The organism is Specibacter sp. AOP5-B1-6 (genome assembly GCF_052376555.1).
Taxonomy (GTDB): Bacteria; Actinomycetota; Actinomycetes; order Actinomycetales; family Micrococcaceae; genus Specibacter.
Map to the genome: position 1 here is coordinate 1 of NZ_JBQSVT010000054.1, position 22,019 is coordinate 22,019.

Genomic DNA, 22,019 nt, shown 5'->3' on the forward strand with positions numbered 1-22,019 from the left:
ACCAGCATTCAGCACCGGAATGACGAGGGCGTCGGCGGTCTCGACCGCACCGGCGAACGCGGCCGAGCTGAGCTGATTGCCGCTGTCCATCACGCGGATTGCGTAGTACTCGTCAACGAGCGACGACATCGAGACAACATCATCACGCGTGAGCGGAGGCCGGGAACCGACCGAGCCGATCACTGAGGCGAATGAGGTCTGCGGTGCGGTGTACCCGGCCAGTTGTCCGGCACTGCGCACCCGCATCGTCTGGGTGACCAGCTCTCCGAGCCCGAGGCGCGGGGCGCCCTCAGAGCGGAAGGTGAGCGCGCCGGGATCGTCGGAGACCTCGAGGACGCACACCGATCCGCCGCGAACGGCGGCGAGGGTACCGCCGAGAAGCAGCGCTACCGGAGTCTTGCCTGCGCCGCCTTTGCTGTTGGCAACGAGCACGCTCACCGCGCGTGGCCAGGTGGCTTGACGGATTGTTTGTTCGTCGCGGCCAAGCAGCGATGCGGAGTCGAGGCGGCGCTGCTCGGCCGCTCCGGGCGGGAACCGCATGCCGATGCTGCCGAGCACCCCGCGCAGGCCGTGGCGCGCGGTGTGCTTGGCTGTCACGACGGGCGCGAAATATGTTGCGGGGGCGGCAAGCAGATCAACCGCTGTTGTTGGCGTGATGGGTGGCGGACTGGGTGCGGCGGTGGCGGTGGCGGGTGGCGGAGCGGACCGGGAGACACGGGAGCGAACTGAGAATTCCGGGGCGGGGTGGTCAGGCATTGTTATTCTCCAGTTCGACAGCGGGGAGGTGCAGGGGCAGGGGGGACAGGGGGTGGGCGAGGGCAGGTGCGGCGATTCTGCCCAGGACGGGCACCTGCAGTGTGATCAGCTCGCCGGAGCCGAGATGCACGAGCGCGCGCCCCGGAGTGACCTTGGGCGAGATCCTGGAGCGGGCGACGCGCACGCCGAGCAGGTCCCCGTCGACCGTGCTTTGCGGCGAGAGCAGTGCGCCACGCCTGTTCTTTTTGAGGTCGACCTGCCAACCGGCGAATCCCGCGCAGATCTCCGCTGAGTTTCCGCCGAGGATGAGGCCGCGTCTGGAGTCCCCCGCCGTACGGACGTATGAGCGCAGCCAATTCTTCGCCGGCACGTCCATCACCAGCTCGCCGTCGTCGACGATCATCACGACCGGAGTGCCGTCGGGGTCGAGCAGCGGGGCAAGGTCCTCTTCGCTGAGCTCGCTGTGAGTGAGCACGGCGCGCACTCCCGGCGCCCCCGCGAGATCGCGGAGCGGGCTGGGGCGCGGACAAACAAGAACCAGATCCGTTCCGGTGCGCAGGAGCGAGTGGGCCATGACCTGCAGGAGCGTGCTTCGGCCGGAACGCGCCGGTCCGGCCACGACGAACGTCGGTGCATCGCGTTCAAGGTTGACTCCGTGGGCGACGAGCTGGTCGCCTCCGACGCCGAGCATCGCCCACATCGGGGTGTGTTCGTCTCCGTCGATCGAGAAGCTGAACGCCTGCTCGATGTCGAGCGTCGATGGAAGGTCGTCGACGCGAAACGGGCGGCCGGCAGGCGGTCCGTGCTGTTCCCGCGCTGTCAGCTGGGCTCCGAGTTTGCGAACTTCTTCGCTCTGCGCCTGACCGGCTGGATCGGCCCCAAGCATGGCCACCTGCACCTCGGTGCCGCTTCCGGCGCGAAAACCGCGGCCGGCAACGATCTCGAGCGGGATGGTCTTGTGGTTGAGGTCGGCGAGGCTGTAGTCGAGCCGGTCGGTCAGGCGGAGGATGAGTTTGTCGTCGCACAACACTGCCATGCGGCTGGTCAACAGTGACCGGTCCCCGGCGATGATGACGTGGATCCCGGCGCTCGCGCCGTCGCGCAGAAGCGACTGCACGACCTCGGTGAGCCGGCCGTTGTCGACCTCGCCCAGGGTGCTGGTGAAGTTGTCCCAGCGGTCGATGAAAAGCAGGATATGTGGCAGGGCGTCGATCCCGGCCCTGCGCTGCTCGGCGATGTTGGCGAAGTTGCCCGCGCCGAGCAGGTCGTGGCGGCGTAGAACTTCTGCATCGAGTTTGTCGAGTAGGCGGGTAGAGCGTTCGGACTGGTTGCGCTGTGTGATGGCCCCACAGTGGGGCAGGACCGCGAGCGAGGCGAGCGCGCCATTGCCGCAGTCAATGCCGTAGATATGCACGTCGGAGAGTCCGCTCGATCGGGCGGCGCTTGCCGCGATGGTGCGAAGGGTCTGCGATCGCCCCGATCCAGGTGCACCAACCACGTACAGGTGACCAAAGCTGTCCGGGTCGATGACCGCGCTCTGCTGTGCCTGGCGCGAGGGGACGTCTTCGAGGCCCCAGGCGAAGCCGGGAGCTTCGCTTGCCGGCAGGGAGTCGAGGGGCAGGGAGTCGACGAGTGGCGCAAGCCAGGGACTGTTTTGGCGGGGGATGTCGAGAATCCCGCTCGCCGCCCGCAGAGATTCGACCAGGACCGAGAGGTCGGTCGTCGCCGCGGCCGCCTTCGCGAGCGGTGGGGGAACGGGGGCCGGGAGCGAGAACTGCGCGGCCGTAAGCGCCCGAACAAACGGTGGGCGAATCGAAACCTCGCCGGTGGCGACCTGGCTGGTGCCGCCCACGCGTGCGGTCTGGAAAGGGATGATCGACGCGTGCCCGAGCCGCGCGTAGGCTCTGCCCGGGATCCCCTTGGATATGCGTGCGGCATCCGGAATGTCGATGACGTCTGAACTCTCGCCGGCATCCGTCATGCGCAGTGCGATGCGCAGGTTCGTGTTGGCCCTGATCTCGGGAGAGATTACGCCCGAGGGCCGCTGCGTCGCCATCACGAGGTGCACACCGAGCGAGCGGCCGCGCTGGGCGATGCCGATGAGTCCGGCGACAAAGTCGGGAAGCTCTTTCGCCATCGCCGCGAACTCGTCGATCACGATCAGCAGCCGCGGCAGGGTCTGGCCAGGTCCGCCGCGGCCGAGGTGCAGATGGTAATCCTCGAGGTCTTTCGCGCCGGCGAGGGCGAGGATGTGCTCGCGCCGCACAAGTTCGGCGCGCAGCGAACCAAGCGCACGCTGGACGAGGTGGGAGTCGAGGTCGGTGACCATCCCGACGGTGTGAGGCAGGTCTGCACACCCACTGAAAGCCGCACCGCCCTTGTAGTCGACGAGCACGAACGTCATCTCGTCGGGACGATTGGCCACGGCGAGCGATGCGACGAGTGTTTGCAGGAACTCGGATTTTCCCGCACCGGTCGTGCCGGCGACGAGTCCGTGGGGTCCGTCGCGCACGAGGTCGATCGTGAAAGGACCGTCGAGCGAGATGCCGATCGTGGCACGGGTCGAGCGTCCGTCGAGCCGCCAGCGCGAGACGACCGACTCGCCGGTCGGCTCGGGCATGCCGATCACGTCGAGCAGCCGGGCGGTGTGCGGAATGAGGCCATCTGCATCGGAGACGCTCACGTCGTGGATGGGGGCGAGGCTGCGGGCGACCTGGTCGAACCAGCCCGGATGAATTAGGTCGGTGACGACGTGCTCGATGTCGTCGGCGTGTTGCTTCCTGACCGCCAGTTCGTCGTCGCCGCGTTGCACGACGACGGCCGTGCACTCCTCGGGCAGTTGACGTTCCTCGTCGTCGAGGCAGACGACGTAGACACCGACGGAAGGTCCGTCGCGAAGCACGGCAACGATTCCGGGCATCGCTCGCAGCCGGCGCGCACCGTCCAGCACAACGAGCACATCGGGGGAGAAGCTGGTCTTGCGCCCGGTCGAGGAAGTGGAGGTGTCGGTACGTTCCGTTACCAGCTGCCCGAGTTCCGCCACCCGTCGGCCGAGCGATTCGGCGTCGGTGGCGGTGAGTGAGAGCGCGTCCTGTCCGAGCCCGGGCCGTGAGTGGGGCAGCCAGTTTACCCAGTCCCAGTCGGTGCCCGCATCGGGAGCGCTGAGGATGTACACCTGCAGGTCGCGCGGGCTCTGCAGCACGGCCAGCTGACCGACCAGCCAGCGGCAGGCCTGCCGTGCCCAGTCACCGCGGCCGGCGATGCCAATGACGCCGGCTTCAGGGAGCGACAGGGTGACCGGTACGCCGCGTGTGGTGCGGGTGGAGTGGCGGCGATGCTCAAGCTCCGCCTGCTCTTCGAGCTGCACAGCGCTCGGCAGGTCGGCCGTTCCGAACCGCACCATCAAGTGGTCGGGGTCGCTCGCCCGACGCTCCCACAAGCGAAGCGTCGGCGCCGTCGCTGCAAGCAGCAGTGCCGCTGCATCCGGAGAATTCGTGCGACGGCGGTGCTGTTCGGCGCCCACGGCCTCCTGGATGCTGAGGTCGATGTCGGCGAGGTCCTTCTTCCACTTGAGCGTGAGCGTTCGGTGGCTTTGTTTGCCATTGCGGCGCGACGACAGCCACGACCCGAGCATCATGACGGGCGACATGAACGCAAACATCAGGTAGAAGGGCTGCTTGAGCAGAATCGTCATCGTGACACCCATTAAGGCGGGGATCATGGCGGTGATCCACGGCATTGCGTTGGGGGCCGGCGGCGCGGGTGGTGCGGGTCGCCGGAACGTGTCGGCCGGAACCGGCGGCAGCAGACGCGGCGGTCTGTTGAAGTCGAGCCAGCCGCTGTCGGGCGATGGAACGAGGTCCGCTTCACTGAGGGTCACCGGATGTGCCTCGAGCACCGAGCTGCCGATGCGCAACTGGGCGTGTGGGGGCCACCCGCCGCTGGCCTGGTCGAGAGCTTCCGACTCGAGCGTGAGCTGCGGTTGATCTCCGTTCGCGCGCAGCGTCGTCGTGCCCTCGATGTCGAGCACGGCATAGCCCTGCGTCTCGCCGACGACGTCGGGGCCGAAGGCTGCCTGGCCGCCCGAGTCAAGCCCAAAAACGGTCTCACCGACCGTGAGCCGGCGCAGCCGGCCTGCGCCGGGGCCGCTGACGTAGCGCAGCTCGACGATGCCTGCCGTTGCCTGCTCCGGCTGCGGGGCCGCGCCGATGTGCAGCACGGCGCCGTCCATCATTCCACTGCTGCCGAAGGTCAGCGGATCCGCGTCATCCCGGACTTGTGCAGCGGCGGTGTGCCGGCCCAGCCGCCCACGGATCGCGTGCACGACGTCGGTCAGCGGCGTCGCAGGGTCGGCGTCGACCAACACGGTGGTGTCGGCATCGGAGTCGCCGTCCCGAACGGTGACGATGGCCCTCACGGGGTCGCCCCGGCGGGGGCGGGGCTCTCGGCGACCACGGGCAGCACAGAGCCAGCGGGGTCCCAACGTGCGTCCGGCAAAAAGTCACTGCTCACCCAGCCGTTGGCGTGGGCCGTGAAGCGCCAACGCGCGTCAGGCACCGCACTGGCGACGACAACCGGCCAGCGGCATCCGCGGTCTTCGAGGGCCCGCACCAGCCGGGCGGTCGCCGCGTCGTTGGGGAGTCGCTCGACGAAGGCGAGACCGGGTGCCCCCGAGGCGACGCTGTCGGTCAGGTGGTCGACGGCAGAATCCGGCATCTCAAGGGGCTGGGCGTTCGCGTCGAGCCCCACCAGGTACGCCGCGCCCGTGCTCCACGGGCGAGTGGCGGTCTCGGCGATCCATCGCGCGGCAATCAGGCGGCGCGAGTTCGGGTCACCGTCGATGCTGACGAGCCCGTGGGCTTGACCGAGGTCGATGAAGACCCGGCCGGTCCCGGAGGCACCGAGGGTCACGAGCCCGGTGTAGGGGTTTAGCGTCGTTGGCGTGAGCGGAGCCGCCTGCAGGGCCACGATGTCCGCGGTCCAGACGAGCCCGTCGCTGCTGGTGTGCCAAGGCTTGGGCGGGCGCGTCTCCGGCGCCGACAGGTGCACCGCCAGCCTGGTCTCGTGCAGGACGACCATCACGATGCCCGGCACCCGGCGTGGCTCAAGCCGGCATGCCTCCACGAGCGTCCGCAGCGCGTGGTCGACGATCCAGGAGGCATGGATGTCGCGCAGTACCTCGTGGAGCCCGGCCGGGGCCGTCAGCAGTCGAAGGCGCCGACGCTGATGCAGTGCGGCAACGGCGAGGGATGCTGCGACTGCGGCAAGTGCGATGCCGGCGGCAAGAGTGATAATCATGAGTCCCTACGGATCGTTGTGCTATTGCGAGTGGATCTGGGCCAGTCGCTCTTCGAGATCGCTGTGGTCGACGCCGGGAACTTCACTCCAGCGGAAGGTCAACATCAGCGCGTCGAAGAGCTGGACCAGTGCGTCGGAGAGCGCCGCGCCCGGTTGGTCTCCTGTTGCGGCGGAGAAGGACATCACGATCCAGCGGCCCTCGCGATGGGGCACTTCGATGGTGTAGACGATCTGCCGCGTGGTCATCCCGGGCCACCCGTCGCGCGGTTCGACGCGGACGACGGAGCTGTCGGTTCTGGCTGCGTGGGCTCCGTCGATCATGTGCAGGGCGCCGTTGTCGGCATCGGTGAGGATGGCGGCGAGCAGGGCGCCCGGGTCGCCGACACTGCCGTCGTCCACCTCCGACTCAACGAACGAGGCTGGTACGTTGATGCCGTTGACTGGCCGCACGGGAAGGTAGACAGCGTTCGCCCCCGCGTCCCGGGCCTCGGTGACGACGCCGGTGATCGTCTTGCGCATTTCGCCACGCCAAGGCTCGGCCTTGTCTCGGGGCAATGTGGACGGGAGTGCTTCGTCGACGATTTCGTCGATCAAGGAGCGCAGTACCGCGGCTTCGCCGGGGCGGGCTGGCAGGCGCATCCACCCCGGGGGAAGGGCGATGAGGAAGCTGGCCTGTGGTGCCGTGGTGTCAGTCATGGGTCCGTTTCGATGGTCACGTGTGCGAGGAGTTCTTCGAGCAGGGGAGAGAACTGGGGAACGAGCTCGAGCTGGGAGGTGCGCCAGGTGAGCACGACGTCCGCGCCGTCCGCCCGGCGGGCGCAGGAGACCTGGGCCAGGATCGCCCCGTTGTCGTCGAGGTCGAGCCGTGTGACGCGAATGCCGTCACCGTCGGAAACGTCGTCGACGGCGGGCGGGTCGACGGGGAATCCGCCGCGTGCCCCGGCAGCGTCAAGCAGATCACCGGGGTCGGTCGCGGTGGCGCTCACCTCGACGACAACTGGCAGCGGCCAGTTGCCGAGCAGACCAATGCCGGCCACAAGCATGCTGCCCTCGCCGAGCGCTGCAGAAAATTCGAGCAGGGTGTCGAGTGCGGGCTCGATGTCGAGGATTCCGCCGTTCAGCGGCTGCCCGTCGGCGATTTTCGCCTCCGCTGCAGCGAGCAGTTCAAACACCGTTGTCACATCGGCCCGCCACTGGACGACGTCGAGGGCAGAGGAAGGCACAGCGATCCATTCGTGCACGTCGAGGTCAAGCGACCACGTGATCACGTTTGTGCCGCTCATTTCGTCGGTGACGTCAGGGCGGTCTTGGCCGCATCGTATTCTGGCGATGTCGCAGACCGGCTGGTGTCCGTGCCGAATCCGGTGGGTGTGGTTGACCACTTCAACGTGCTGATTCCGAAGTTCCCGACGACCCGGCCGGCATTCGCGTAATACCACCACGGAATCGCCTTTGGCGCCAGGCCGAACTCTGCCTGAAGCGAGGCCTGAAGTTTCTTGTAGTCGCCGACGCGATCCGTTGAGAACAGGCGGTCGAAGCGGTACTTCTTTCCGAAATCCCCAAACTTCGCTATGTCGTTCGGACCCCAACCCTTCGTGCCGACATTCCACCACTGTGGCTTGATGGCATTCTTCGACGCGATTTGACCGGCCCTGCCGGCCTGCATGTCGTTGGTGATGGTGTGCAGCCGCTTGTCGATCGCGTTGATCCGTTTCATTGCCGCCGATACGCTGATGCGACCCTCGAGCCCGTCGGCGAAGGCCGCTTGGCGCTTCGACGCCGCGACGGCCGACTTCGACGCAATACTGGTTGCGAGGGGACCGGTTCCGCTTCGAGCCGCGCCGGAGCTCCCCCGCGCGATCGCCGCAACGTGCGCCGTCTGCACGACCTTTGCGACGATCACGCCGACGCCGATGAGGACGACTCCGACCACGGCGAGGATCGCATCGAGCCACGACCCCTCACCCATGGCAGCGAGGGCGAATGTCCCAACGACCGATGCAACCGCCACGATGGCTCCGGCCAGCGCGGCCGCGCCGAGCCCCGGGATGAAGAAGGCGAGAACCGCGAGGGCCACACCGATCCACATAAGCACTTTGACGAGTATCTTGAGAAATTTCAGGAACCCCTCTCTCAGTTTGTACTGCCACGTGTCGACGAGGCCGTCGTCCCACGCGCCACGGATGAGGTTGGATGCGGACTTGCCAGCGGCATTGAGAGCGCCCATGGCCGCGTCCATTCGGCGTTGGGCCAGCCCGCCAGATTCTGCCGCTTCGGATATCGCGTTGGTTCGCGCGTGGATCTGGACGTTTTCTTCGTCCGTGAGCGGCGGCGCGTCGGAGGCTCGCGCTGCGGTGGGGTCGGGCAGCGCCGCTGAGCTTCGGCTCGCCCCGTCGGCGGCATCGGCCTCCTGAAGTGCTCGAGCAGACTCGCTGCGTGCCGTATCGAGCGCCGGGCCGTACACGGCGAGGGCGCGTGCGACAGCGTCGTAGCGGCCCGACGTCTGGGTGAGAGAAGCGGCGACGTCTTTACTGCGCGAGCGGATGGCGTCGGCGGACTGTCCCTTCAGCTCGGTGGTGTCTCCAGCGCCGATGCGCTGGAGGGTCGTCGCCTCGCTCTTGATCGTGTCAGCAACCTTCGCGTAGTAGGTGATCAGGAGTTGCAGCTGGTCGGGATCTCCTGCGACGGGGTCCGATGAGTGGCCGAGCAAGGCCCAGTTTCCGGGACGGGCGGGCATGTCTGTCCTTTCGGGACACTAGGGATTAGGGAAACGACGGAGGGACGCCGTTCGAGCGGGGTCGTGATTCAGCCGGGGGCCGATTCGCTCCGTGCTATTCAGCCGAGGTGGACAGGCCGTCGGCGATCGACTGCTCGGTCTGCTTCCACCCTTCGCCCATGTCGTGGACCTTCTTCTGCAGGTCACCTACGGCCGTCGAGATCTTGCCGCGGTGAATCTTCCAATTGTCGACGAACTCCGCCATTGCGGATTGCACGTCGTGCTGCCCCCAGACCTGGGCATCTTCGGCGACGCGGTTGCCCGCAGTGTCGAATTCGTGTTTGATCTCGCTGAGCTTCGCCGACGACTCGTCGAGAACGGCGGCTGTGACAATCAGGTCGGACATGTGGGCGAAGGTCCAATCGTGAGGGAAGGGAGGACAGGAGGGTGCGTGCGCTGCATGCAGCACCCTCCTGTCCGGGAGGGTGCTACTTTGCGAGTGCGCGCGCGAGCTCGGAATCGGTCGATTCGAGTGCGTCAGCGGCAGCGGTGAGGTATTGGCTCATGCCCAGAAGGCCCTGGATCGTCTTCGTCGCGCCCTCGTTGAATTCCTGGTACGAGGTACCGAACGCAACGGAGGACTTATCGGTGACATAGCCGCCGCTGATGAGGCCATCGACCAGGGTTTTGAGCTCGCGGAGCTTGGACTCCATCTCCTGCTCGCCGGTGTTGAGGCGAGTGGAGGCGTCGCGCATGTCGCCGTAGGTCACATTGAGGTTTGCCATGAGTCGCTCCGTATCGTTGAGATGCCTTCGACGGGTGCCGCAGACGCCAGCAACGATACAGATCAAACAGCCCCCAAAAGGCCCCAAACGGGTTACAGAGTCGAACTTCATCTGGCGTTCATTGGATGTTGTTTCGAGTCAGTGCAATGCATGCCGACGTGGGCCTCTGGGGCGCCGAACAGGCGATGTGTGGTGGTGATTCTTGGTGGGCACCAACACCAGAAAAAGATGTTCGCCGGGATCACGAAGGCACTGGGAAGAACTTGTGCCTGCACACCAAAGACGAGTCGAGACAGTCCGTGGGAAGTGGCCGGTCACGGCCCGGCCCCGCCGCATAAAACATTGACTCATCCCCCAACCAGCCGGTCAGTCAACAGCCGCACACACAGTGTGATGGGCGGGGCATGCCGAGTGGACGCGCAAGGATCAGCCTGATGGGACAGAATGGAGTCATGCGACTGATTTTGATTAGGCACGGCCAAACACCCAACAACGTACGCAGCCTGCTGGACACCGCGATCCCGGGGCCGGGGCTGACGCCCCTGGGGGAGCGCCAGGCAGCCGCAGTCCCCGCCGCCGTCGCGGGGCAGGACATTGACGCGCTGTACATCTCCAACCTCACCCGCACGGCGTTGACGGCGGCGCCGCTTGCCGCCGAGCGGAACCTTGCACCCGTGGTCCGGGACGGCCTGCGGGAGATCAGTGCCGGAACCCTGGAAATGAAGGGCGACCTGCCCTCCATCGAGGCGTACCTTGGCGCCTTGAAATCCTGGCTCACCGGCGATCTGTCAGCACGGATGCCGGGAGCCGACAGTGGCTTTGAAGTGCTTGAACGCTTTGATGCCGTGGTGGCAGAAGCCGCCGCGCATGAAACCGTCGCGATGGTCAGCCACGGAGCCATGATCCGTTTTTGGGCGGGGCACCGGGGCATCAACATCGACTGGTCGGACCCCAAGTACCACGACCTTTCCAACACCGGAATTGTCACTCTCGACGGTGAACCCACAGGCAGCACCGCCCCCGGCGGCTGGCAGATCCAGTCCTGGCAGGGCTCCCCGGCCGGCGGCCTGAACGGACTGGACGCCGACGGACCCACCGCCGAACTCACGGTCGACCCCCTCACCGAGGCAGCCATCCGAGCCAACACCAACGGGGCTGAACGCCATTAAAAACCAGCAGCGCCGGGGTGCAAGGGAAGCCGCGGCTTCCCCTGGCGCAGCTGCGCCGGCGGCCGGGCCCGGGGCTGCTGTGCACGCGGCTGGGCACGCCCCCACGCCCTTCACCACCGTCAATCTCTGGCGGTTGAAGGGGATCAGCTGGGTGTGGCTCGGCACCGCCGTCGTATGTATTGCGCTCCTTGCCGTCGGGGCTCCGCTGAACATGAGTTTGTACCAGATGGTCCTGCCCTTCGCACTGGGCATGTCCATCCTGCACTCGGCCTCGCTGGGCCTGACTGCTGCCCGCCCGGTGGCCGGCGTGCTGGTCTCGCTGGTGCCGATGACGGTGATGCCGCTGGTGTCGGATCCCGTGGGTGCGGCACCCATGCCCTTCAGCGTGGTGGCCATGATCACCCAGGTCCTGGTGATCTGTGTTGCCGGGCTGCGCATGCACTGGATGGTGCCGGCCGCCGCGTGGCTGGCCAGCGTCGTCGTGGGTGTCGTCTCGAATTACCTGACCATGCCCAACGGCCTGACAGAAGGCGCCCAAAACAATGTTGTCATCTTCGCGGCGGTGTCCGGGGGGCTCATGGTTGCCGCGGTGGTGGCCCAGCAGTGGCAGCACCTGCGCACGGAACTTGCCGCCGAACGCAGTGTCAGTGCCGAGGAGCAGTCACGGCGCAGGCTGGCCGAAGAGCGGACTCGCATTGCCCGCGAACTCCACGACGTGGTGGCCCACGGCATGTCGGTTGTTGTGGTGCAGGCAACCACTGCCACCTACCGGCACCCCGGCCTCAGCGATGAACTGAAACAGGAATTTGATGACATTGCCGCCAACTCCCGCCGGGCCATGACTGAAATGCGCAGCATGCTCGGATCACTGCGCAATGCTGAGGCCGGCCGGCAACTTGGCCCCCAGCCGACGCTTGCAGACCTTCCCCGGCTTTTTGCCTCGGCCCGGTCCGCGGGGGTGCACATACCGGAACCTGAGCTGTCCTGCGTCGAAGGTCATGACATTGGCGAGGTCATTGCGCTCACCACGTACAGGATTGTGCAGGAGGCCTTGAGCAATGTCATCCGACATGCGCCGGGGGCAACGGTGCGTGTGGCCTTTGTGGTGCAGGGCAGCACCCTTGCCGTCTCGGTGGTCAATTCAAGTTCGGCCGTGGGCGCTGTCATGGCGCAGCTGGACAAGGGCTCACACGTGGGCCAGGGGCTGATTGGGATGCGGGAGCGTGCTGCCATTGTGGGCGGCTCGGTGGTGTGCGTGCCAACGGCCGACGGCGGATTCAGCGTGAGAGCCAAGCTGCCCCTGAGCGCCGTCAACGGCAACGCCAGAAAACCCGGCAGCAACGGCAGCAACGGCAAGGGAGGTGCGGGGTCATGAGCATTAAAGTGCTGGTGGTGGACGACCAGGCCATGGTCCGCGAAGGGTTTGCCGCTTTGCTGGCCGCCCAGGAGGACATTGAAGTGGTGGGTCAGGCGGAGAACGGTGCCCTGGCTGTGGAGCTTGCCGCCCTCCACCACCCGGATGTTGTGCTGATGGATGTCCGCATGCCCGTCATGGATGGTCTGGAGGCGGCCCGGCAGATCCTCGCCGGCACCACCGACTGCGACAGCGGTGCCGGTCCTGACACTGACCTTGACCTAGACACTGGCGCCAACACTGACGCCGACGCCGGCACCCCCCATGTGTTGATGCTGACAACCTTCGACGTGGATGACTACGTTTACGATGCACTGCGCTTGGGCGCCAGCGGGTTCCTGCTCAAGGATGCCCTCGCCGACGAACTGGTTGCGGCCGTGCGGATCGTGGCCTCGGGGGAGGCGTTGCTGGCCCCCTCGATCACCAAACGGCTGATAGAGCAATTTGCCGATTCGAGGGCACGCCCGGAGCTGTCCCAGGACCGCCTTGAGGGTCTTACCGAGCGTGAACTTGAAGTGATGACGTTGATTGGGCGCGGATTCTCAAACCAGGAAATTGCCGACGAACTGTTCATTGCCCAACAAACAGTGAAAACACACGTCAGCAAAATTCTGGCCAAGCTGGGGCTGCGCGACAGGGTGCAGGCAGTGGTGCTGGCCTACGACACCGGACTCGTGGAACCCGGCAGCTGACGGGCCCCTCCTGCCCTTCCCGGCCGTGGCTGGATAAGCTTGAACATGGCCCCGGTGCAGTCGCTGAGGCCCGCAACCCTGCCGTACGGGGAATCCTCGGCGGCATTGATGACACTGGCACCCAAGGTCAGGGCCGCGGCGACGGCGGCATCGACGTCGTCCGTCTGGAAATACACCTGCCAGGTGGACGGCACCTCGGCCGGCAGGAAGGATGCGGCGTCCATGATGCCGGCGAGCTCCGTTTCGCCGTCAACGAGGTTCGTGTAGCGGAACTCGGCGGTGTCGCTCATGACGGAGGTCTGCAGGCCAAAGACGTCGCGGTAGAAGCGCACGGCAGCCGGGTAGTCCTTGCTGTGCAGCTCATGCCAGGCCGCGGCACCGTTCGTCTCGTGGGCCTGGAAGCCTGTGTGGCCGCCAAACTCCCACATGCCGATCGTGGCTCCGCCGGGATCCCCAACCATGGCCATTCGTCCCTGCCCGGGCACGTCCATGGGCTCCATGTGGGCGATGGCCCCGGCGTCCTTGGCAGCAGTCACGGCCTCATCAATGTTGTCCACGCGCAGGTAGGTGGACCACATGTCAGGGTGGCCGGCCCCGTCCTCCGGGTTCTGTATGAGCCCGGCGACGCGCTTTCCATCCTTGCAGGCCATGGTGCAGCCACCGTATTTTTCCTCGTCCCCAGACTCGTAGCTCCACCCAAACAAGGCGGTGTAAAACTCGCGCGACCTCTTCATGTCGGAGGTCAGCAGATCGATCCAGCACGGTGCTCCGGCGGGGAATCCCTGGCGGTTCATGGCAGCTCCAGTCGTTGTTGCCTGCTTCGGACGTTTGTGGGCGCAAGTGAAGACTATGCCCGGCACTGACCCGCGGGCAAGGGCACGGCGGGGCAAAAAAGCGCCTGCCGGTTGAATGTTTACCCGGATGTTCCGGGAATTCAGCGGCAGGCGCCTTAGGCTTCAGGCGGGCCGCGAAAAGCCGGGCCACACCTGGGAAGGGCTGTCGTTAGCGCATGTTGACGAACTGCAGGTCCGCGTCCTCGAACTTGCGCAGCATGGCCATGACTTCCTGGAGGTCGTCGCGGCTCTTGGAGCTCACACGCAGCTCGTCGCCCTGGATGGTCGACTTGACGCCCTTGGGGCCTTCGTCGCGAATAAGCTTGTTGATTTTCTTTGCCACGTCCTGGGCGATGCCTTCGACGATTTCCGCTTCGAGGCGGTATTCCTTGCCGGAGGCGAAGGGCTCGCCCGCGTCGAGGGACTTCAGTGAGATCCCGCGCTTGATCAGCTTGGATTCAAAGACGTCCATGACGGCCATGACGCGTTCTTCGGAGTTGGCCTTGAGCAGGATCTTTTCTCCGCTGAAGTCAATCTCGGCACCAATGTTCTTGAAGTCGTAGCGCTGCGCCACTTCCTTCTGGGTCTGGTGCAAGGCATTGGCGACCTCTTGCTTGTCCACTTTGCTGACGACGTCGAACGTTGACTCACTAGCCATGATTCCTCCATGTGCTTGGAAATTTGTGCGATTGATTTGAGTACAAGCCTAGCGCCCGAGGGTCCCAAAACGGGCGAAGCGGGTTTTAGGGAGGGCGCGACGGCGCTAGCGCCCGAGGGTCCCAAAACGGGCGAAGCGGGGTTTAGGGAGGGCGCGACTAGCGTTTGGTTTGTGCCTTGACGGCCTCGGTGTCGCGGCCGGTCCAGATCTTGACGACGGACCAGCAGACAGCGGTTAGGGGTACGGAGAGCACGGCGCCGACGAGGCCGGCGAGGACGGTGCCGATGGTCAGTGCCAGCAGGATCACCAGGGCGTGCAGGTTCAGGGCCTGGGCCATCACGACCGGCTGGAGGAAGTTCCCCTCCAGCTGGTTCACCAGGATCACCACGCCCAGCACGATCAGGGCGACGACCGGGCCGTTGGCCACCAGCGCGACCAAGGTGGCGAGGATGCCGGCAAATGTGGCGCCAACCATCGGGATGAATGAGGTGATGAAGACGATGGCGGCCAGCGGCAGTGCCAGTGGCACCTGCAGGATCCACAATGCGATGCCGATGCCCGCGGCGTCGACGAGCGCGATGGTGGCCGTGCCGCGGATGTAGCCGCCCAGGGTTTCAACGGTGCGTGTGCCGCTGGCCCGCCACTTCGGCTCGTGGCTGCGCGGTATCCAGGACAGGAAGAAGGCCCAGATCCGGTCGCCGTCCTTGAGGAAGAAGAACAAGATCACCAGCAGCAGCACCAGACCGGTGAAGAAACTGCTGGCGGCGGACAGCCCGCTCAGGGCCCCGGCGCCGAACTGGCTGCTGGTGAGGAAATCTGTCACGGTGGTCACGCCGTCGTCGATCTGTTGCTGGCTGATCTGGAACGGCATCTCCTGCACCATGCCCTGCAACTGGTGAAAGCCCTCAACCGCCTGGTCCACGAGGCCGGACCACTCGGCCCGGACGGCGAAGACGATCCCCGTCCCGATGCTGCCGAGTATGACGAGCGATCCCAGGAATACGGTCCAGGCCGCGAGCATGGCAGACATGACCTTGCGCGCCAGCCGCACCAGCGGCCACAGTGCGCTGGAGAGGATCAGGGCAATCAGCAGCGGCAGCACGGCGAGGCTGACCCTGGACAGGCCGAAGACCGCGACCGCGACGAGTGCCAGGACCACCAGGACCTGGGCCGCCCGGGTCGCGGTGCGCCCCAGCGGGTTTGACCAGAGCAGTGCCACACGGTCGCCCGGGGCCACCCGGGCATCAGCTGGCCCGAGTGCGTCGTCGTTTACATGCCGGCCGCCTGCGCCCGGTGGCGTGGCTGGTGCGGCGTCGCGGGGGACCCTTCGGCGGAAGGGACGGAAACTCATGGTGTGGCCTCTTTCGTCATGCTCCCAACTCTAAGGCAGGGATGGTCCGCGGCCGGTTAGGCCGCCACATGGGAGAGTCGCAGCTTTGCGGCACCGCCCGGACCCGCCGGGAATAATTGTCCCGCCGGGAATAATTGGTGGGACGGCCGGCTTGTGCCGAACGCAGCACCCGCAATGCGGTGTCGCATTTCGCTCACAGTTTCCTCGGAGGATTCCCGGGGCAATCACACATTTGCGATTGGCAAAGTTGTGGGTATTGGGAACGCCAGCAGTAGGAGGACCGATGACGACAGATGGAAGCGCCGCGCCGACACCTGCCACAGAGCTAAAGGCGACACGGGAGTGGACTCCCGGCACGCCGCCAGCCACAAGCCCGCCCGCCGCCAGCACCAGGCTCAAGACTGGCAAAAAGACCGTGGGAACTGCCGTGGCCGCCGTCACCCTTGCGGCTGTGACGGTGCTGGGCGGGCCGGTTTTGGTTGGTGGCACGGCCTCCAGTCTTGACCCGGCGAGCATCATCGGCTCCCCGCCGAATTCCGTGACGTCCCGGATTGCAGGAGTCCATGAGGACATGGCCCGTGCCGTCCAGCTGCAGCAAATCACTTCTGAACAAGCGGCCTTCCTGGAAAATCAGCTGGTTAAGAGGATCCAAAGCGAAGCCTAGGCCGCCACGAAGGGGGACTGTCGCGGCAAATGTACTGTCGCACCGGCGGATTTCAGCAGTTTTTTGGTTGATTCCGGAGCCCGGGAGTTCTCGATTCGATTCTTGGGGAAATTCCTAGTATTGTTTTACTGCTTCCACTTGTTGGGGGCGAAAGCTCGACCCGATGTTTTGGGTTTGGCTGGCCATGGCAGATTACCCGAGTGGCCAAAGGGGGCTGACTGTAAATCAGCTGGCAACGCCTTCACTGGTTCGAATCCAGTATCTGCCACCAAGCATGAACGAAGTCCGGAACCACGCGGGAAATCGCTGGTTCCGGGCTTTTTTCGTTGGACGGCAAGGCGCTCGAACATCCCCGCAGCTGCTCAGTTCCTGCCCCGCCGGGAAACCGGGCCCGGGCGAACTACAGTTAAGGCATGGAATACGTCGTGCCCCTGCTCATCTTGTTGGTCGTTGTTATTGTCGTGGTTGTGGCGGCCCGGCTGGTGGGACGACGAAATCGGGTCTCGCAGGACCCCTCACACGATGACATCAGCGATTCCGGTGCATCCGCCCCCGCGGGGACACCCCGAGCAAAGCCCAAGGGGTTTCGCCGCGGCCGGGAGATTTCCAGGGAAGGCGCCGAGGAAGCCAGCGCAAGGCTCACACCTGAAAGCCACCAGCGGGTCTACTCCTTGATTGCCCAGCACCAGGTGCTCAACGCCGTGCAGGCATACCGCAAGGCGACGCGCATGGGTCTGGGTGATTCCGCAGCGGCCGTGGCGGCATTGGCGCAATTCCCGCAGCCGTCGCCGGAGGGCGCAATGCCTGCAGTCCGGGAGACGCCCCTGACGGTTGAGGACATCATGCAGGCTGCCCCCGAGGCTGGGATTGCCCCTGAGGCTGGGACTGCGGCCGCTGACGCTCAGCCACAGCCGGCCGCCACCCCTAAAACCTACCGTTACCGGGCCATTGTGTCCCGCGGTGAGGACGTCCGCGAGGTGGCCAGCACGCGCCTCAATGAGGACATCTTCCGCCATATCCGGGACCTGGCACAGTCGGGGAATTACGATGGCGCCGCCCGCCTTCTGCGTGACCATGCGGACATTGGCGAGACTGACGCGCAGGAATTTGTGTCGATGATTGGGCCGGAGGACTAGACACCCGACGCCGGGCGGTGGCCAGTTCAGCTTAGGATGAGGGTTCCATCAACAATGCAGGGATATCCCTGCCGTCTCCTTGGGGGGAACCCTTGCGCCACTCATCACGCACCAGTCTGCCGACCCTGCGCCGTGCCATGGCCGTGGCCGTGGCAACCCTTGCCCTGACGGTTCCGCTGCTGGCGGTTCCGGCACCGGCCGAGGCCGCGGCAACCAGCTCTTCACGCCTTGCCGGTTTTTCGGCAGGGCCCGCCACGGTGGCCAAAGGCAAATCGATCACTGTTGCTGCGCAGGGACAACGATTGAAGGGCAAGGCATGGGTCAAAACCGGGACCGTCACTGCCGCAGTTTATTTTGATCCGGACGGTTCGGGCCCTAACAAGGCGGTTCGCACGGTCAAGAGCAGTGCGAGCGGCCATGTCAAGGTCTCGGTCCCGGCGTCGGTCTCCGGCAAGTGGAGCGTGCGACTGGCGGCGCAGGGCACGATGAAGGCATCTGTTTCCGGCCAGAAATACGTCAAGGTGGTGCCGGCGGCCAAGCCAGCGCCCAAACCAACGTCCAGCAAGCCCGCCAGCAAGTGGCACTGCCCAGCATGGGCGCCCATCAAGGGGAACGCGCCCAGCAAGATCTACCACCTCAAGAACCAACGGTTCTACAACAAGACCACTCCGGAAATTTGCTTCAGCACGGAGACCGCCGCAAAGAAGGCCGGCTACCGGAAGTCCAAGGTGTAGCTGCCGCCGCGCTCGTTAAACAGGACCGCCCGGTCCGTGAACGGATCGGGCGATTTACCTGAAAAAAGCTCAGCTGGCCTGCTTCTCACTTTCCAGTACGAAACCGTCCTGATGGTGGATGAGCTGGCGACCCATGCCGGAGTCAAGCTGAATCCACAGGCACTGACGGTTGTTGGAAAGGGTCTCAACCCGGCCCGACAAGCGCCAGCCGCGCTCATTGACCAGGGCGACCGGCTCGTTCTTGGCCAGAACCGGCCACACCTCATGGTTGTCGGGGGTGATGAAGGTTCGATGGTGAATCGGTCGTGTCATGATTTCTCCTGGTGTGAAAGTCATCGCTGCTTCCTTTTCTCGTAGTCAACACCGCCAGCATGCGCGCACAAGGTGAATCCGCTGTGAACTGCGTGTGTCTTTCCACCCAAATTCCGGTGAAAGTGTGCCACGCGGGATGATTCAAGCGCTGAGCGTAACCGGTAGCCATGGTTCCGGGGGTCACGTACCGTGGGATTCATGGCTACTGTTGAAATCACCACCGAATCCTTCGGCACCACCATTGAGTCCAACGATATTGTGATCGTTGATTTTTGGGCATCCTGGTGCCAGCCCTGCGTGCGTTTTGCGCCCACCTATGAAGCTGCTTCGGAGAAGCACGACGGCGTCGTGTTCGGCAAGGTCGACACCGAAGCCCAGCAACAACTTGCGGCGGAAGCAAACATCACCTCGATCCCGACGCTGATGGCATTCCGGGAAAAGGTGCTGGTATTCGCCCAGCCCGGCGCGCTTAATGGAACCCAGCTTGATTCGGTCATCGACGCCGTCAAGGCGCTGGACATGACCGAGGTCCACGCGGCAGTTGCGGCCAAGCAGGGCGGGGACCCCGCCACCGAATAATCTTTGGCAAATTTTGCGTTGATCGGACGGGCCCGCCGCCGTGACCTCGCAGTTGTGGCCCCGGAATCACGGATCCCGGGGCCACAACCGCGACGTCACGCTTCACATGGAACTGGGGTGTTTAGAGCCGTTCAAGCTTGACGGGCTCTGCCAGCAGGGCACTCAGTGACTCGTTGAGGTCCTGCACCGCGATGCCCTTGCTGTGCTTGTCCAGATCTGCTTCGGACGCCCACTGCTCGGTCAGCACGATTTTCTCGTCCGATTCCTCGGTGATTTCGTACTGGATGCAGCCGTCCTCTTCAACGACCTGTTCAACAGCGATCTCGAGGGCGAGCTTCACACGGAAGAATTCGCCCTCGTTGGGGAGGAAAGTGGCCTGTAGGTTGATGATCTCGCTCATGGAATCAGCCTAGGCGATGCGGGGCGCAGACGGGAACTGTTCCACTCTGTGACCGCGGGGCGAATGCGGGGCCGGCGGGAGCGTCAGTGTCCGCGGTGGTCCTGGATTGTCATCCGCGGCCCAAACGACGGTTTGCGAAAACCACTTAATTGCAGCATCCGCACCACGCGCTGCCGGTGCCCGCGCCACGGCTCAAGCAACTCCAGCATGCCGGTGTCGTCCACCGCTTTTCCGGCCAGCGCCCACCCGACATAGGCGGCCAGATGGTAGTCGCCCACGGCCACCTGGTCAGCGTCGCCATGCGTGCGTTGGGTGACTTCCGCCGCCGTCCACACGCCCACTCCGGGAATGCTCTGCATCTTCGCAGCGGCTTGCGCTGCCGTGAGCTGTCCCAAACGCTCCAGGCCCGACGCCGAACGCAGCACCCGCATGACAGTTGCCGAACGCTGTGGTCCAACGCCCGCCTTGTGCCACTCCCAGGAGGGGATGGCCGCCCACTGCTGCGGGGTTGGCGCCACCACCAAGTCTGCAGGGACCTCCTCGCTGGTCCCGGACCCAGGGGCCGGGCTGCCAAATTTTCGAAGCAGCGTGGCGTAACCCCGTTGGGCCTCAAGCGCGGTGACCTTTTGCTCCAAAATGGCGGGCACCAGCGCGTCAACCATGCGCCCGGTGGCGGGCAGGCGCAGCGCCGGGTGCCGCCGTCGTGCTTCCTTGATGCGCCCGGGAAGGGTAGCGGTGAACTCTGGCGCATCGAAGTGGGACCAGTCGTCGTGAGCTCCCAGCAGCGCCGGCGAGGTGGCCAGTGCGTGCTCGGCGCCGGGGCCCCACGTGCGGGTGCGCAATTCGCTGCCGTGCTGGGTGATGCGGATGGTGGCCGGGCCGGTGGGGGTGTTGAACGCCAGCCAGGCCGTGCCGGGAGCCAGCCGGATCGTGGCGTCTCCGGGTCCGCGGCCGAGGATGCCCAGCGTCTGGTGCAGGTCGTAGGGTCCGCCGGCACTCCAGACCATGGCTGGTCCGGGGGCTGCTGCGATCGTCATGGTTCCATGGTCGCACGAGGGGCCTTCGACGTCGTGCATGGAGCAGCGTGCACGGGCTGGCCGCACGGACCAGCCACACGGGCTAGCCGGGCATCCCCGCGCTGAGCCACAGCGCAAGCACGGCCGCCGGCATGAGGAACACCACGACGCACAGCCCGGCCAGCGCATATCTGGGCCATGGGAAAGTGATGCCCTGGGCCTTGAGGCGGCTGTGCCAGAGCAAGGTTGCCAGTGACGCCCACGGGGAGATGAGCGGCCCAAGGTTCACGCCAATCAACAACGCGGCCAGCCGTACCGGGGAACCGGCCACCGGCTCAAGCGCCAGATACGCCGGCAAATTGTTGATCCCGTTGGCACTCACTGCGCCCACAGCCGTGAGTTGGAGCAGGCTGGGAAGAACGACGCCGGACCCCGCCACCCGGGCCAAGGCGTTGCCCAGCCCATGGTCGTGCAGCGTTGCGACAACGAGGAACAAACCCATCGTGAGCAGCAGCGGCTGGATCGGCACCACCTTCCAGCGCACTGCCGATCGCCGTCGGACGAGGAACATCAGCACCAGAAACAAGGCGGCGATGCTGGCCGGAATCGCCACTGTGACACCTGAAACGAGGGCCGGCAGCAGGAGGGTGACGGTGGCGCCGCTGATCCACAGGAGCCGTTTGTCCACAACGTCGGGCAGTGCCGTGGGAGCATAGCGGCCGTGCAATTCCTTGCGAAAGATCAGGACCAGGAATGCCAGTGGCACGGCAACCCCCACCACGGCTGGCGCCCACAACATCCGGGCGAACCCCAGCGGGCTGACGTTCAATTGGTGCTGGGCCAGCAGGTTGGTCAGATTCGACACCGGCAGTACAAGGGAGGCCGTGTTCGCCAGCCACACTGTGGCCAGGGCGAATGGCAGCACGGCAACGCGGGTGTGCCGGGCCAGTGAGACCACCACCGGGGTGACCAGCACGGCCGTGGTGTCCAGGGACAGGAAAACAGTGCAGATGGTGGCAAGGGCAACCACCAACAGCCACAGGACAATGATCCGGCCGGACTCTGCTCCGCCCGGCCCGGCCCGCGTGCCCAGGCGTGCGAGGCGCGCCGTGATTAAGCTGAACAATCCGGCGTTGTCTGCAAGCTCAGTCACCACCGTCATGGCCGCAACAAACAGCAAAATCGGCACCGTGCGGGAGGCAAGGTCCAGTGCGGAGCCCCGGCTGAGCAGCCCCGTGCCAAGCAGTACCAGCCCCAGGGCGAACAGTGCAGCCGGGATGCCGGCTGCCAGGATCCTTTTCATGCCAGTGCCAGTGCCAGTGCCAGTGCCAGTGCCGGTGCCGGTGCCGGACGACGGCGGAGCCCGCCGCAGGCGTGCCGGGGCAACACGGGTCCTTGGCGTGCTGCAGCGCTCATGGTTACATGGTCGCACGTCGCGATCCTCGTGCGGCCGGTCCGTTTTTGCGGGTTGGTTCCTGCACAGGGGGTGCTGGTTGGTTGGTGGTC

At 65.4% G+C, this 22,019-nt stretch carries 22 protein-coding genes, 1 tRNA gene and 1 pseudogene; 8 read left to right on the top strand and 16 right to left on the bottom strand.

What is annotated here, in order from left to right; genetic code table 11:
* From ACT3TS_RS17925 to ACT3TS_RS17960, 8 genes and pseudogenes are all read right to left on the bottom strand, one after another.
* Positions 1-756, bottom strand: a pseudogene (locus ACT3TS_RS17925) (ATPase); the annotation flags it as partial.
* Complete coding sequence (locus tag ACT3TS_RS17930; RefSeq protein WP_444532886.1) at positions 749-5,173, bottom strand: FtsK/SpoIIIE domain-containing protein; 4,425 nt, start codon at positions 5,171-5,173, stop codon at positions 749-751. The pseudogene ACT3TS_RS17925 and the gene ACT3TS_RS17930, both read right to left, overlap by 8 nt.
* On the bottom strand, positions 5,170-6,054 hold the full coding sequence (locus ACT3TS_RS17935) for a hypothetical protein (RefSeq protein WP_444532887.1): 885 nt from the start codon (positions 6,052-6,054) through the stop codon (positions 5,170-5,172). The genes ACT3TS_RS17930 and ACT3TS_RS17935 overlap by 4 nt, the downstream gene beginning before the upstream one ends.
* Positions 6,055-6,075: 21 nt before the next feature.
* Entirely contained in the window at positions 6,076-6,750 is a 675-nt protein-coding gene (locus tag ACT3TS_RS17940; RefSeq protein WP_444532888.1) for a hypothetical protein, read from the bottom strand.
* The gene (locus ACT3TS_RS17945; protein ID WP_444532889.1) at positions 6,747-7,337 is read right to left on the bottom strand and encodes a hypothetical protein; all 591 of its coding nucleotides are present in this window, start codon (positions 7,335-7,337) and stop codon (positions 6,747-6,749) included. The genes ACT3TS_RS17940 and ACT3TS_RS17945 overlap by 4 nt, the downstream gene beginning before the upstream one ends.
* On the bottom strand, positions 7,334-8,791 hold the full coding sequence (locus ACT3TS_RS17950) for a hypothetical protein (protein ID WP_444532890.1): 1,458 nt from the start codon (positions 8,789-8,791) through the stop codon (positions 7,334-7,336). Before ACT3TS_RS17950 ends, ACT3TS_RS17945 begins: the two co-directional genes overlap by 4 nt.
* Positions 8,792-8,885: 94 nt before the next feature.
* On the bottom strand, positions 8,886-9,176 hold the full coding sequence (locus ACT3TS_RS17955) for a hypothetical protein (RefSeq protein WP_444532891.1): 291 nt from the start codon (positions 9,174-9,176) through the stop codon (positions 8,886-8,888).
* Positions 9,177-9,258: 82 nt separating this feature from the next.
* Positions 9,259-9,555 (bottom strand): WXG100 family type VII secretion target, encoded by a 297-nt coding sequence (locus ACT3TS_RS17960; protein WP_444532892.1) that lies wholly within the window; start codon positions 9,553-9,555, stop codon positions 9,259-9,261.
* 452 nt (positions 9,556-10,007) lie between these two features.
* Here ACT3TS_RS17960 and ACT3TS_RS17965 point away from each other — a divergent pair, with 452 nt between their 5' ends.
* The 3 genes from ACT3TS_RS17965 to ACT3TS_RS17975 all read left to right on the top strand — a co-directional run bounded on the left by ACT3TS_RS17965 (position 10,008) and on the right by ACT3TS_RS17975 (position 12,830).
* Complete coding sequence (locus ACT3TS_RS17965; protein ID WP_444532893.1) at positions 10,008-10,724, top strand: histidine phosphatase family protein; 717 nt, start codon at positions 10,008-10,010, stop codon at positions 10,722-10,724.
* Between the two features lie 133 nt (positions 10,725-10,857).
* Complete coding sequence (locus tag ACT3TS_RS17970; protein ID WP_444532894.1) at positions 10,858-12,099, top strand: sensor histidine kinase; 1,242 nt, start codon at positions 10,858-10,860, stop codon at positions 12,097-12,099.
* Positions 12,096-12,830, top strand: coding sequence for a response regulator (locus ACT3TS_RS17975; RefSeq protein WP_444532895.1), 735 nt, complete (start codon positions 12,096-12,098; stop codon positions 12,828-12,830). Before ACT3TS_RS17970 ends, ACT3TS_RS17975 begins: the two co-directional genes overlap by 4 nt.
* Here ACT3TS_RS17975 and ACT3TS_RS17980 read toward each other — a convergent pair.
* From ACT3TS_RS17980 to ACT3TS_RS17990, 3 genes are all read right to left on the bottom strand, one after another.
* Positions 12,797-13,624 (bottom strand): VOC family protein, encoded by an 828-nt coding sequence (locus ACT3TS_RS17980; RefSeq protein ID WP_444532896.1) that lies wholly within the window; start codon positions 13,622-13,624, stop codon positions 12,797-12,799. The genes ACT3TS_RS17975 and ACT3TS_RS17980 overlap by 34 nt on opposite strands.
* 208 nt (positions 13,625-13,832) lie before the next feature.
* Positions 13,833-14,321, bottom strand: coding sequence for a YajQ family cyclic di-GMP-binding protein (locus ACT3TS_RS17985; protein WP_444532897.1), 489 nt, complete (start codon positions 14,319-14,321; stop codon positions 13,833-13,835).
* A 157-nt stretch (positions 14,322-14,478) separates the two neighbouring features.
* Positions 14,479-15,672, bottom strand: a complete 1,194-nt coding sequence (locus ACT3TS_RS17990; protein ID WP_444532898.1) for an AI-2E family transporter — start codon at positions 15,670-15,672, stop codon at positions 14,479-14,481.
* A 283-nt stretch (positions 15,673-15,955) separates the two neighbouring features.
* Here ACT3TS_RS17990 and ACT3TS_RS17995 point away from each other — a divergent pair, with 283 nt between their 5' ends.
* From ACT3TS_RS17995 to ACT3TS_RS18010, 4 genes are all read left to right on the top strand, one after another.
* Positions 15,956-16,336, top strand: a complete 381-nt coding sequence (locus ACT3TS_RS17995; protein WP_444532899.1) for a hypothetical protein — start codon at positions 15,956-15,958, stop codon at positions 16,334-16,336.
* Positions 16,337-16,522: 186 nt separating this feature from the next.
* A tRNA-Tyr gene (locus ACT3TS_RS18000) sits at positions 16,523-16,607 on the top strand.
* Positions 16,608-16,749: 142 nt separating this feature from the next.
* Positions 16,750-17,472 (top strand): hypothetical protein, encoded by a 723-nt coding sequence (locus ACT3TS_RS18005; protein WP_444532900.1) that lies wholly within the window; start codon positions 16,750-16,752, stop codon positions 17,470-17,472.
* A gap of 92 nt (positions 17,473-17,564) precedes the next feature.
* Entirely contained in the window at positions 17,565-18,206 is a 642-nt protein-coding gene (locus ACT3TS_RS18010) for a sunset domain-containing protein (RefSeq protein WP_444532901.1), read from the top strand.
* Positions 18,207-18,275: 69 nt separating this feature from the next.
* On the opposite strand, the gene ACT3TS_RS18015 is transcribed toward ACT3TS_RS18010, so the two are convergent.
* Positions 18,276-18,518 carry a hypothetical protein gene (locus tag ACT3TS_RS18015; RefSeq protein ID WP_444532902.1) on the bottom strand — a complete coding sequence of 81 codons (243 nt, stop codon included), beginning with the start codon at positions 18,516-18,518 and terminating at the stop codon, positions 18,276-18,278.
* A 198-nt stretch (positions 18,519-18,716) separates the two neighbouring features.
* Here ACT3TS_RS18015 and ACT3TS_RS18020 point away from each other — a divergent pair, with 198 nt between their 5' ends.
* Positions 18,717-19,097, top strand: a complete 381-nt coding sequence (locus ACT3TS_RS18020) for a thioredoxin family protein (RefSeq protein ID WP_444532903.1) — start codon at positions 18,717-18,719, stop codon at positions 19,095-19,097.
* Between the two features lie 121 nt (positions 19,098-19,218).
* Here the strand turns inward: ACT3TS_RS18020 and ACT3TS_RS18025 are convergent, their stop codons facing one another.
* The 4 genes from ACT3TS_RS18025 to ACT3TS_RS18040 form a co-directional block, all read right to left on the bottom strand.
* A complete protein-coding gene (locus ACT3TS_RS18025) occupies positions 19,219-19,497 on the bottom strand; it encodes a putative quinol monooxygenase (protein ID WP_444532904.1) in 279 nt (92 codons plus the stop codon).
* 83 nt (positions 19,498-19,580) lie between these two features.
* Complete coding sequence (locus tag ACT3TS_RS18030) at positions 19,581-20,534, bottom strand: DNA-3-methyladenine glycosylase family protein (RefSeq protein WP_444532905.1); 954 nt, start codon at positions 20,532-20,534, stop codon at positions 19,581-19,583.
* An 82-nt stretch (positions 20,535-20,616) separates the two neighbouring features.
* Positions 20,617-21,816 (bottom strand): SLC13 family permease, encoded by a 1,200-nt coding sequence (locus tag ACT3TS_RS18035; RefSeq protein WP_444532906.1) that lies wholly within the window; start codon positions 21,814-21,816, stop codon positions 20,617-20,619.
* Positions 21,813-22,019, bottom strand: a 207-nt coding sequence (locus tag ACT3TS_RS18040; RefSeq protein WP_444532907.1) for a hypothetical protein, incomplete at its 5' end; no start/stop codon positions are given. The genes ACT3TS_RS18035 and ACT3TS_RS18040, both read right to left, overlap by 4 nt.